Source organism: Psychromonas sp., assembly GCF_041586535.1.
In the GTDB taxonomy this organism is placed as follows: Bacteria; Pseudomonadota; Gammaproteobacteria; order Enterobacterales; family Psychromonadaceae; genus Psychromonas.
The window spans coordinates 1-12,013 of record NZ_JBFGZY010000129.1 but is presented as its reverse complement, the minus strand read 5'-3'; the positions used below and the strand labels follow the sequence as shown (position 1 = coordinate 12,013).

Genomic DNA, 12,013 nt, shown 5'->3' with positions numbered 1-12,013 from the left:
TCCGAAAGTCCAGTTAAGTAAATTGATCAACTCACTCAAGGGTGTTAGCTCTCGATTGATGCGAAAAGAGTTCCCCGATATACATCGTTATCTATGGAATGGTGCGTTATGGTCTCCCAGTTACTTTGCCGGATCATGTGGCGGTGCTGCACTAGATGCCCTGACGACTTATATCGAGCAACAAAATAGACCTAAGTAACGTTAATGCTTCGCATAAAATTCTCTATCAAAATCACTGACAAGTTCAACTGCTCTATTTTGCCATTTTTCTGCCAGCTTAATTGATGAATTAATCAATTCCTGTTCATTTATCATCTCTCATCCTTACATATTGTTTAAAAAACGAGTACCAGAGCAGCGCGTAAACAGCTCTGGCAAGGCGTGTTAGCGAAGGAATTGAGCTATCTGTCGAGCTGACACAATGCAGAATTAACAATTTTTAGGCGCTATGAAAAAAAAGGCATTGTTTATCGGGCTGCACTCTCAAGAATAAAAGTAAACGCCCTAGGCGTAGTAAACATTCGAAACGGCAAAATATGGCTTCAGCTATAAAAAACGGCTGCTGTCATTGCTTTAAGTCATATTCAAGGATGCAATACCCTAATGATATTGCTATGCTTTTAAAACGCTTTTAATACAAAGAGATGGTTTTGAAAAAAACAAAGGTAAAAGCCCTTGAATTTCATAATGTGGATAAATGGTTTGGGGAGTTTCAAGCACTTAAACAAATTAATCTTTCTGTTCAGGAAGGTGAAATTGTGGTTGTTTGTGGACCTTCAGGTTCTGGTAAATCGACTTTAATACGCTGTATTAACGGATTAGAGCCTTACACTTCAGGGCAAGTGAGCGTTTTTGATAACCCGGATTTAAATCAGCAGAAAGGCAAGGTGGGGATGGTATTTCAGCATTTTTACCTTTTTCCCCACCTGACTGTACTTGAGAATTTAATGCTTGCACCGCTGCGCACCTTAAAACTGTCTAAACAGGAAGCGTTAGAGCGGGCTATGCACTTTCTAACACGCGTCAAAATTGCCGATCAGGCTGATAAATACCCTGTTCAACTCTCTGGCGGTCAACAGCAGCGGGTAGCTATTGCGCGTTCGCTTTGTATGATGCCGCGTATTATGCTCTTTGATGAACCGACTTCGGCACTTGACCCGGAAATGATCAATGAAGTGCTGGATGTGATGGTTGAACTTGCCCAGGAAGGCATGACCATGGTCTGCGTCACCCATGAGATGGGCTTTGCCAAAAAAGTGGCAGATCGGGTAGTCTTTATGGACGAGGGAGAAATTATTGAAATAGCCCCACCGGAAATTTTGTTCAGCTCGCCACATCAAGAACGTACAAAAACCTTCTTGAATCAGATATTAACTCACTGATGATCCTACATATTGTTAAGCCTGTTTTATCCGCTGTTCTACAAATAACCATTTTGCTGCTCGGCATCATCTGGCTTCTGGACAGCGGCGCGCAGGCAATGGGCTATAGCTGGCAGTGGCAACGTATTCCCGATTACCTTTTCTTTTATGAAGACGGACAGTGGTGGCCGGCAGAGCTGATTAATGGTTTAGTGGTGACACTGAAAATATCAGCTTTAAGTTTAATTGCGACGTTGCTTATCGGTTTGATAACCGCGTTATTAAGAGTGTCCAATTCTATTGTCGGGCGTATTCTGGCGCGTTGTTATGTAGAGTTGATTCGCAATACGCCGCTGCTGGTACAAATTTATCTGCTGTATTTTGTTTTTGGTCCGGTTATCGGCTTGGACCGGTTTTCAACGGCCATTTTAGCACTGGCGCTTTTTCAGGGGGCTTATACTGCCGAAATTTTCAGGGCCGGGTTGAACAGTATCGATGTCGGTCAGTTTGAAGCCGCAAAGTCTCTTGGTTTACCTGCTTATTATACGTATAAAGATGTAATTTTACCGCAGGTATTGCAGAGAACCTTGCCGCCATTAACAAACGAAGTGGTTTCACTTATTAAAAATTCTTCTATTGTTAGTGTGATGGCTATTTTTGATCTGACAACCGAAGGAAGGAATATTGTTTCAGAAACAGCTATGCCATTTGAGATATGGTTTACGGTTGCCGCTATTTATCTATTACTCACGCTTTCGCTTTCTGCACTTGCTGCCGGGCTTGAACATAAGTTGGGAGCACAATGGCGAAAAGAATAAGCAATAAGCAATAACAACAGGAGAAATCAGATGAAACTCATCAAAATACTGCTATTGGGATTACTGAGCATCGCAGTTTCGCTGCCGGCAACTGCCAGCACAGAAAATCTCGACAAAATCAATGAAAGAGGTACCCTGCGCGTCGGTATGTCAACCTTTGTGCCCTGGGCAATGCGTGATAAACAAGGTGAATTAATTGGTTTTGAAATTGATGTAGCCAAGCGCCTGGCTGCGGATTCCGGTTGGAAGGTGGAGTTTGTTCCGACAGCCTGGGATGGCATTATTCCTGCCCTTTTAGCCAGTAAGTTTGATGTTATTATCGGCGGTATGTCTATTACGGAAGAGCGCGCAAAAAGCGTACTCTTTACTACCCCATACTCCCATTCAGGCGTACAGGTTGCGGCAAATAAAATCTTAGCCAAAGGTTTTAGTCAATTAAGCGATTTCGACTCGCGCAGAGTAAATATTGCAGCACGCCGCGGTGCGTTTACCGTGCAGATAGCACGTGAAACATTTCCCAAAGCAAAAATTTTGCAGTTTGATGATGATGCCCAGGCATTTCAGGAAGTGCTGAACGGTAATGCCCATGCTGTTATTGCATCCAGTCCAAAACCTGAACAGGAAGTGATAAAGCATCGGGATCTACTGTTCCTGCCATTTACAAAAAGACTGTCAAAAGGCAATGAAGCCTTTGCCGTTCGCCTGGGTGAAGAAGATAAAAAAGCTTTTTTTGATAAATGGATCGAAGATCGCACTACAGATGGCTGGTTATCTCAGCGCTACGAATATTGGTTCGCAACACTGGACTGGCAGGATCAGGTGAGTGAGGGACAATAATCACAACAAAAACTACCCCTGCATTGTCAGGGGCTGCAATTTACAAAAAAGATAATTAACTATAAACCGCAACCCTACTGGTGAAATGTGAGTGTAATTCAAACAAAAAATCGTAAACCACGTTATTCATTTAACCTGTTGGATTATATTCTAATAGTTGTTTCTGTACTGGCTGTCGGCTGGATCTACTATCGTTCTGCAATCGGAGTTAACTACCATTGGAACTGGGCGGGTGCGGTGGATCTGATTTTCACGCCAAGAGCCGACGGCAGTCTGCCTTATTTTTTTCAGGGGATCATCTCCACCCTGCGCCTCAGCGTCTGGGGAATGGCCTTTGCGCTGATTTTAGGTACCCTTTTAGGTGTTGCACGACACGCCAAAATCGCTCTGTTTAAAATTCCCGCCACAGCCTATATTCAACTGGTCAGGAATATTCCACCTCTGGTGTTTATTTTTATTTTCTACTTTTTTATTTCAAATCAGTTAATTCCCCTGCTCGGATTAGATCACCTGCTGAGAAATTATAGCGACGAGCTGAGTGGATTACCGTACGTCCTGTTTGGCCGTCCGAATCTCTGGGAAAATTTACTTTCCGGTGTTTTATGTGTCGCTTTACTCTCCGCAGCTTATATTGCCGAGGTAGTAAGATCCGGCTTAGAAGGTATAGAGAAAGGACAGTGGGAAGCAGCCCATGCGCTGGGATTATCGCCCTGGTCTAAATACCGCTATGTTATTGCTCCGCAGGTATTAAGCAATATCGCTCCGCCGCTTGCAGGACAAGCTATTTCATTGGTAAAAGATTCCTCCATTGTGTCGCTTATCTCTATTCAGGAACTCACTTTTGTCGGTACTGAGATTGCCAACTCATCGGGTTTGATCTTCGAAATTTGGTTATTTGTCGGGTTGGCTTATCTAATTCTCTGCCTGGGGTTATCGTTATTATTTTCTGTTATTGAAAAACGAAACAGAAAACACCTGATTAAATAACCCAACAGGTTGCCCTTCTACAAGGCATATTCAACAAGAACTGTCACGTAGCAATAGCCGGCTATTGCTACGATGATTCGCCTTGAACTACAAAAAACTAACGGCAGTGTATAATATATAACTTTAACATTATGATATTAAAGGAAATTACACTTTCATTATGCAGAGTTGAGGTTAATTATTATTATGAGCTGATAAGTTGTGATAAATTACCGGACTATTTGTTAACAAGAAGTTGCTATGGATGCATATAAAGATAAAAAAATCGTCGCTATTGGCGGGGGCCATGGATTAGGCAGGATATTAGCTGCTTTAAAAGGGATTGGCAGCAACGCTACCGGTATCGTCACGACGACAGATAACGGCGGCTCCACCGGACGAATTCGCCACTGCCAGGGTGGCATCGCCTGGGGTGATACACGTAACTGCATTAATCAGCTGATCACTGAACCATCGGTAGAATCAACCATGTTTGAATATCGATTTAAAGGCGCGGGTGAGCTCGATGGCCATAATCTCGGCAATTTAATGCTCACTGCTTTAGATAATCTATCGGTCAGACCGATGCAGGCAATTCAGCTGATCCGCACCATGTTAAGTGTACAAGTTAATATTGTCCCGATGTCTGAGTACCCTTCCGATCTCAAAGCGTTAGCCGTTGACGGAGATTGGGTGCACGGCGAAACCAGTGTTGATGAGATGGAACAGCAGTTGTTACGCCTTGAATTAGAACCGCAGGTGCCGGCAACTGACGAAGCTATATTGGCAATTAAGCAGGCCGACTGTATCGTGCTTGGTCCGGGCAGCTTTCTGACCAGTATAATGCCACCGCTATTATTACCTGAAATCGGCCGTGCAATACGCAATAATCACAAGGCGAAAGTGATTTTTATTGAAAACCTTTCTTCTGAATCAGGTCCCGCCGGACGAATGAGTATTAAACAGAGGCTTGAATGGTGTGAACGAGCCTGCCGGGGACGCAAAATTGATGTCGTCATTGTTGATAGTTCACACTCTGCTAATGATCCGGGGTGGTTTTTCTTTAAAGCCGATTTAGCCTCTCCTAATAGAGAATGGCGTCACGATAGGGATAAACTCAAGCATGCTATTATCGCACAGCTTGAGTCCCCCGTTTATCAAAATAATTTAACCATGGCTGCAAACAATAATAACCTGTCAGTTTATAAAACAGAAAAGGAGAAGGCATGACCCTGACAACCTGGCTATCGCTACTGACTATCTCGCTTCTTGGCGCGATGTCTCCCGGGCCCAGTCTGGCAATGGTGGCTAAACATAGTTTAGCCGGCGGCCGCACTAATGGAATATCAACTGCCTGGGCGCACGCATTCGGCATTGCTTTTTACGCTTTTATCACCGTGATCGGATTAGCGGTATTGTTAGAACAATCGCCACTGTTATTTAAAACCCTCAGTTATGCAGGCGCTTTATATCTCGCTTATTTAGGATTAAATGCCCTGCGTTCAAAAGGTGGCGTGGCCGAAAAACTAAAGTCCGGCAAAGCGGTCAGCATTCGCCAATCTGCGCGGGAGGGCTTATTAATCTCTCTGTTAAACCCCAAAATTGCGCTCTTCTTTATCGCCTTATTCAGTCAATTTATTGTCTTAGGTAATGAGTTAAGCAGTAACGCAATTATTGTATTAACCCCCTTTGTAGTTGACGGATTATGGTACACATTAATTGCCGTTATTATTTCCAGCAGTAAATGGGTTAACAGGTTACGCGCTCACGCAGTACTGATTGATCGTCTATCAGGTGCCGTATTAATTGCATTAGCAGTTCGCGTTTTTACAACGGTATAACATTACCAAAAAATTTTCAGACAGCAAGAAGCCTACATTAACGCACCCTTCTTGCTGCGCAGGTAAACTGAATAATTTTTCAGTTTACCTGCGGATAATACCCGGTTTTAGACAATAATATCTCCTTTCCAGCCAAGTACATAAAAAACAGAGCGAATAAACAAAATAACGCCGCCGCGATAAAGACCGCATAGTAACTGAAAAATTGTGCAATCCCCCCCACCAGCAAACTGCTTAATAAAGTGCTGAGCATTAAACTGTTATTAAACAGTGTGGACGCTAAACCAAGTTGTTTTTTCATCATATCCTGCACAACCAGCATACCCAGACTGGCATTGACCCCGATAAATACTCCATTAAATATCTGCAGCAACATAAACTGCCATAACTGCTGCGCAAAAAGTAATCCGGCAAAAAAGACTAAGCCGCTAATACAAGCTAGATAAATGAGTCGCGTTGAACCAAATCTTGGCGCGAGATAACCGGCGCTTAACATGATTGGGATTTCGATAAAGGCGGCAATGCCCATCAAATAACCTGCCCATTTTGAGTCGAAATTTAACTCCTGAGTGATATAAAGGCTTATTGATGTGAGGTACATATTATTGGCGGTAAAGGTAAAAAAAATGCAGATTAAAAAGAATAACACGCCGGATATTTTTAGCCAGTTCACCTTTTCGCTTTCTGATTGTTGCTCTTCAACCCGGGAATTTGCCATCGCAAAATAAACGATAATAAAAACCACTGCGGCAAAAAAACCTGCAGTCAGAAAAGTTTGCTTAAAACCAAAAGCATCATTAATCAAAAAAGCCAGTGGCGGTCCAAACACCCATGATAAAGCCATTATTGCTCGCATCATGGTCACAAATACGTGCGCATTATCCGCAAGGTGCTGATCTGCATAATCACGCCCCATGCTGAAGATTTGCGGTAAACAAACCGCGCTTAGGGACATGAAAAAAATAACTGTGGCTAATATGACGTAATAACTCTGGCTCATTGCCAAAAAAATAGTGGTAATAATAAAACCGCCCTGGCCTGCTAAAACAATATACTTTCGGCTTAAACCCTGGTCTGATTTTCGGGCAATATACTGAGATACCACAACCCCGCTTAACACCATGCAGGTCATTAAAAATCCCATGCTTATCGGTGTGGCGTGCACTTCCTCAATAAGATAAAGGCTTAATATGGGATAAATGAAAGCGCCGCTCAGTCCGACAAAAAAACAGGTTAATAAATAGGTAATCGATTGTTTGCTAAATAGCATGGCGCTGCTCCTGCGTAATTGGGTAATTTATGTTGCGTAATTTACCAATTTAAAAAGCTGCAAGTGATTTATTCCCGGCTATTTATGATACTATTCCGTCACTTTTGATCTTGAAGATGAAAGAAAAGAGGCAATATTGAAACCAACGATTGAAAAAGTCAGTAATCAGAGTGATTTCCGCTGGCGAATCCAACATTATCATTGCTGCACTGCTCATTTTGACTGGCATTATCACTTTGAATATGAAATTGTATTGTACCGTCATTTAAACGGAAAATTATTTGCCGGCGATTATATTGGTGAAATAAAACATAATACTTTAACCATGTTAGGCCCCAAACTAGCGCATACTGCAATTCATAATGGAGATTATGACAATTCCAATAACGATACCTTCCTATTATGGTTTAGCCAACAATGGATAAGCCAACTGATTGCTCAACTACCCGAGCTTGGCAATTTAAAAGTCTTGTTAAATCGCTCCTGTCAGGGACTGGCGTTTGATGATGTCACTGCTGAGCGGATTTATGAACTATTGCAGGATTATAAAAAATTCAGTCCTGCGATGGAGTTGAGCCGATTAATCGAAATATTGGTTATTCTCAGTGAAGCGAAACAGGTTACCCGGTTAAATACCTACAGCTTGCCGGTGATTCACGACAATCCTAAGGAGTTAAAACTTGTCCGAAAAGTATCAAATTATATTGAGTTAAATTATCGCAATAATATTCAGCTGATTGATTTATGTAATGAATTGCATGTCAGTGAAAGCACTGTTTACCGGCTTTTTGAACGCCATTTTATTTGCAGCTTTTCTCACCATGTTAAAGAATTCCGTATCGGCAAAGCATGCGAGCTGCTGGTGAACAGTAATGCCAGTATTTCAGCCATTGCAGACTTAGTTGGTTTTACTAATTTATCGAACTTTAATCGTCAGTTTAAGCAGTGTAAACAGATGACTCCGAAGCAGTTTCGCTCACTGTTTGCTTAAGAAAAAATTCAACCTCGGCCAAACTGTCCAGTACAGCAGTTGCCCGCTGAGCGACGTCGGCATCAGGTAACAACAGATCCGGAATCATAAGCGCATAACAACCCGCATCCAATGCAGCGCGCATGCCGTTATTGGAATCTTCCAATACCAGAGATTCTTCGGGTGCAATGCCGAGCTCTTCGCAGGCAATAAGATAACAGTCCGGTGCAGGTTTGCCTTTTTCCACTTTTTCAGAAGTAATAACCGCGTCAAACATTGTTAAATAATCACTGCCGGCAAAATAATGTTCAGCCTGCGGCAAAGCGGAAGAGGTAACCAGCGCACATCTAAACGCCCTTTTTTTAAGCCCGGAAAACAACTCTTTAAAGCCGCCTTTATAGACAATGCCATTTTTTCTTGCAGCAGCTAACATCTGATCCCGCTTCTTTCTGAAACGTTGCATATCAAATTGCTTACCAAGATTTTCCTGCAGCAGCTGTTCGCACTGTGCGTCCTGTACACCGATAAAATATTGATAAAATTGATCGCTCAGCGTTAAACCCTGTTCACTGACAGCCCCCTGCCAGATCTTTTTGTAAAGACCTTCAGTATCAAATATCAGACCGTCCATATCAAACAGTATTGCTTTGATATCCATCGAACTTTCTCCTTTAATCAACTGCTGTTTTTTTTAATCTTTTAGAAACCGGCGATCGACCTTTACAAAGGTACTGCTTGGAATAATAGCTTTACCACGCGCTAACAAATGCGTTTTGGTAAAAGCTGCTCCAAACAACAAGATCAGCGAGGAGTAATACACCCATAACAGGATCAATACCACCGAGCCCGCTGCGCCATAGGTCGAAGCGGTTGCTGTATAAGCGAGATAGGCTGCAATGCCATAACGCCCCAGAGAAAATAGGCAGGCGGTCAGAATTGCGCCAACCAGCACATCTTTCCAGTTAAGGACCACATCCGGTAACACTTTAAAAATGGTGGCGAACAGCAAAGCGATCATCGCCAGCGATACAACAAACTCGGCACCTCCGAATAAAAATTCCACAAAGGGCAGAAACTCCGCGCTAAAGTTAAGCACCAGTTTCAACGCCACACCAAACAGCAAAGACACCAACAGCACAAAACCAATCGCTAATACCACCATTAAGGAAAACAAGCGCTGTTTCATTAATATCAGTAAGCCGCTGCGGCTGGGTTTGGCCGTAACTCCCCAAATAACATTGAGCGAATACTGCATCTGAGCAAAGACGGTGGTAGCACCAATTAACAACGCGCCAATACCCAGCATGGTCGGTAATATCCCCGATTCCGCGATACGCGACTGGCTAACTGCCCGCTCAACCAGCGATGCAGCCTCCACACCCATCACATCCTGAAACTGAGCGACAATCTGTCCCTGAGCTGCATCTTCCCCCATCACCACACCAATAACTGTGACCGCGATTATCACCGTAGGTGCCAGTGAAAAAAGCGTGTAAAATGCCAGAGAACCGGCAAAACTAAAAGCATTTTCATCCAGCCAAAGCTTGCCGGCATCACGCAGAATATGCCACCAGTAGTGTACTATTTTCATCGGTTTGGTTCCTGTTCAATAGGATTCTATGCTGCTAAGTATAGGAAATATAGAACTTATCCACACAAAAATGTCGACTTAAACACCCCCTATTATGAAATTATGCCCGGCATGCGACAAAACTCAGGCAGAGTGCTGTTTATTGTTGCCTTCATTCGCGCCTGTCAGCATACTGCAAACTGGCTATTAATTTATGAGAGTCCGTTTTATGTCTGATAGTTTTTTACTTTTCGATATTGAAAAAAAAGATGAAATTAGTGACAAAGTATTACCCTTTTTTTCTGAAAAGGTACTGCCTAGAGCGTGGCAAGATGAGGTACCGGCCGAGTTTGCACCGGAAAGCCGTGTTTATGCTTATGTGAGCGATCAGCAAACCCCCGCTATTATTGAAGCCGCCATTAAAGGCGGCTGGTTTTTATCTATTTTACCCCATGAACAATCGCGCTATGCCCGGCAGGGGTTTTGCCTTGAAAACAAGTTAACTAAAGCGATTGAAGCAGCACAACAAGCAACTCCCCGCAAAGTGGATATCTTACGCTGCAACGGTCAGCTCGTTTTGAATTCAGTTGTATTGGGCGACAGCTTCAATTTATTACCGACAGCCAGAAGCCTCGATTTAAAAGAACGTCTCAAGCTGGCCTGGCATAATATTTTCAAAATTCATTCTACCCGCCCGCAAAAAATGACCTTTACCACTGGCAATGATAACAATTTCAGCACGGCTGCCATTGGCCTGGTGGTACTTGAGCATGCTCACGGATCCGCTTTGGCGCGCAATATTTTGTCTGATACGCACATTAACGATGGCTTGTGTGATGCAATGATTGTTGCCCCGCACAGTGTAATGGAGATGTTACGCTTTTTTATCACCTCACCGCTGCGCCGCACTGCGGGCTTACCAGACTTCCTGGGGTTATTAAAAACCAAATCCTTCACGGTGACCAATAGTGGCCAACTTGATTATCAAATTGATGGCTGCTCTTATCAACATGAGCAATTACTCTTTGAAACAGAGTCGCGCTGCTTACACTTACTGGTTGGAGAATCATTGCCAATTTCCGAGAGCTCTCCAAGTGATAAAGAGCAACGTAAAATAAACCGGTTACCTGCCGGTGAAGCAGTAACCGCAATGGTCAATAAGCCATTGCCTTTTATTAAGCACGCCGCAACCGAGGAGTTTAAAGAGCTTTATCAACTGCTACGCGAAAATGCGACCACCTCCTCTGCATTCTTGACCCTGATGGTACTTTCAACACTGCTTGCCAGCATTGGCCTGTTTGCCAGTTCTGCACCTGTCATTATTGGCGCTATGATACTGGCACCACTAATGGCACCGATCATCTCTCTTTCAATGGCCCTTGCCCGGCAGGATGCAGGTTTATTAAGCGGCAGTATAAAAACATTAATAACCGGGCTGGTTATGGCATTAGGGTGCGCAGCTATTGCAAGCTTTATTTTGCCCATGGAAATTGTCACACCGGAAATCGCCGCACGCTTAAGCCCCAGTTTATTAGATTTAGGTGTCGCGGTCATATCCGGCATTGCAGGCGCCTATGCCCATGCCCGTGTGGGGGCCGCTAAAAGCATGGCCGGGGTTGCAATCGCAGTGGCATTAGTTCCGCCCCTTGCGGTAACGGGAATCGGGTTAGGTTGGCTTGATTTTCATGTTGCCTGGGGCTCATTGCTGCTGTTTTTAACCAACCTGGCGGGTATCGTACTGGCGGCTGCATTAACCTTCCTTGCCTTAGGTTTCGCCCCCTTCACCCGGGCTAAAAAAGGCTTAACTCTTGCTTTTGTTGCTGTTGCCGTTGTCAGTATTCCTCTGGTCTTCAGTTTTATGCGTTTATCTGATGAAGCTGCGATCATTCAGGAGTTAGAAGGACAGACAATAGGTGAGGTTACCATCAGGCAAGTGAGTGCGCGCGCGATAGAGCCGTTACAGTTATCCGTTCAGCTAGTCACATCGGAAGCGCTGACCAATGATAAATTAGATGCGGTCAAAGCAGGCATTGAGCAGCGCTTACAGCAGAAAGTGGTAATGGAAGCGCAGGTAATTATTCGCCGCTAGTTTTACAATTTATAATTGAGAAGAGGAAACCCCGCTCACCGGCAATATCGTTAGCGGAGAAATAATACCAATTCCGATAATTAGATGATCTATTTAGGCGTAGAAAAAATGGATGAAAGCAAGGCATTGATTGCAGTAACTAGTTGTTCAAATTACACAAAATCGTATGGAACGATTTTGAACAGCTTTAGCTGGCCACAAAGTGGTGAAGAACAGGACGTTCTGAATCAAATCAATAACAAAGACTAAAATGTAGTTTTATGTCTAGCTAGCATTCATTTTAACAAGCAT

The 12,013-nt window shown here is 43.5% G+C and carries 13 protein-coding genes; 10 read left to right on the top strand and 3 right to left on the bottom strand.

Features of this window, described 5'->3' with window-relative positions; translation table 11 throughout:
* From tnpA to ABZA00_RS13695, 7 genes are all read left to right on the top strand, one after another.
* Positions 1 to 199, top strand: a 199-nt coding sequence (gene tnpA, locus ABZA00_RS13725) for an IS200/IS605 family transposase (RefSeq protein ID WP_372882725.1), incomplete at its 5' end; no start/stop codon positions are given.
* A gap of 451 nt (positions 200 to 650) precedes the next feature.
* Positions 651 to 1,382: an amino acid ABC transporter ATP-binding protein gene (locus ABZA00_RS13720; protein ID WP_372882724.1), complete on the top strand. Its 732-nt coding sequence runs from the start codon at positions 651 to 653 to the stop codon at positions 1,380 to 1,382.
* Entirely contained in the window at positions 1,382 to 2,179 is a 798-nt protein-coding gene (locus tag ABZA00_RS13715; protein WP_372882723.1) for an amino acid ABC transporter permease, read from the top strand. The genes ABZA00_RS13720 and ABZA00_RS13715 overlap by 1 nt, the downstream gene beginning before the upstream one ends.
* A gap of 30 nt (positions 2,180 to 2,209) precedes the next feature.
* Positions 2,210 to 3,016, top strand: a complete 807-nt coding sequence (locus tag ABZA00_RS13710) for a transporter substrate-binding domain-containing protein (RefSeq protein WP_372882722.1) — start codon at positions 2,210 to 2,212, stop codon at positions 3,014 to 3,016.
* A gap of 87 nt (positions 3,017 to 3,103) precedes the next feature.
* The gene (locus ABZA00_RS13705) at positions 3,104 to 4,003 is read left to right on the top strand and encodes an amino acid ABC transporter permease (protein ID WP_372882721.1); all 900 of its coding nucleotides are present in this window, start codon (positions 3,104 to 3,106) and stop codon (positions 4,001 to 4,003) included.
* A gap of 240 nt (positions 4,004 to 4,243) precedes the next feature.
* Positions 4,244 to 5,212 carry a uridine diphosphate-N-acetylglucosamine-binding protein YvcK gene (gene yvcK, locus ABZA00_RS13700; RefSeq protein WP_372882720.1) on the top strand — a complete coding sequence of 323 codons (969 nt, stop codon included), beginning with the start codon at positions 4,244 to 4,246 and terminating at the stop codon, positions 5,210 to 5,212.
* The gene (locus tag ABZA00_RS13695; protein ID WP_372882719.1) at positions 5,209 to 5,823 is read left to right on the top strand and encodes a LysE family translocator; all 615 of its coding nucleotides are present in this window, start codon (positions 5,209 to 5,211) and stop codon (positions 5,821 to 5,823) included. Before yvcK ends, ABZA00_RS13695 begins: the two co-directional genes overlap by 4 nt.
* 79 nt (positions 5,824 to 5,902) lie before the next feature.
* On the opposite strand, the gene ABZA00_RS13690 is transcribed toward ABZA00_RS13695, so the two are convergent.
* The gene (locus ABZA00_RS13690) at positions 5,903 to 7,093 is read right to left on the bottom strand and encodes a sugar efflux transporter (RefSeq protein WP_372882718.1); all 1,191 of its coding nucleotides are present in this window, start codon (positions 7,091 to 7,093) and stop codon (positions 5,903 to 5,905) included.
* Positions 7,094 to 7,229: 136 nt separating this feature from the next.
* Here ABZA00_RS13690 and ABZA00_RS13685 point away from each other — a divergent pair, with 136 nt between their 5' ends.
* On the top strand, positions 7,230 to 8,084 hold the full coding sequence (locus ABZA00_RS13685) for an AraC family transcriptional regulator (protein ID WP_372882717.1): 855 nt from the start codon (positions 7,230 to 7,232) through the stop codon (positions 8,082 to 8,084).
* Here ABZA00_RS13685 and ABZA00_RS13680 read toward each other — a convergent pair.
* Positions 8,032 to 8,721 (bottom strand): HAD family hydrolase, encoded by a 690-nt coding sequence (locus tag ABZA00_RS13680; protein WP_372882716.1) that lies wholly within the window; start codon positions 8,719 to 8,721, stop codon positions 8,032 to 8,034. The two genes, ABZA00_RS13685 and ABZA00_RS13680, sit on opposite strands and share 53 nt — an antisense overlap.
* A gap of 33 nt (positions 8,722 to 8,754) precedes the next feature.
* Positions 8,755 to 9,654 (bottom strand): YihY/virulence factor BrkB family protein, encoded by a 900-nt coding sequence (locus ABZA00_RS13675; protein ID WP_372882715.1) that lies wholly within the window; start codon positions 9,652 to 9,654, stop codon positions 8,755 to 8,757.
* A 208-nt stretch (positions 9,655 to 9,862) separates the two neighbouring features.
* Between ABZA00_RS13675 and ABZA00_RS13670 the strand changes: the two genes are divergently transcribed.
* Positions 9,863 to 11,722 carry a TIGR00341 family protein gene (locus ABZA00_RS13670; protein ID WP_372882714.1) on the top strand — a complete coding sequence of 620 codons (1,860 nt, stop codon included), beginning with the start codon at positions 9,863 to 9,865 and terminating at the stop codon, positions 11,720 to 11,722.
* Positions 11,723 to 11,806: 84 nt separating this feature from the next.
* Positions 11,807 to 11,971: a hypothetical protein gene (locus tag ABZA00_RS13665; RefSeq protein ID WP_372882713.1), complete on the top strand. Its 165-nt coding sequence runs from the start codon at positions 11,807 to 11,809 to the stop codon at positions 11,969 to 11,971.
* Positions 11,972 to 12,013: the final 42 nt, after the last annotated feature.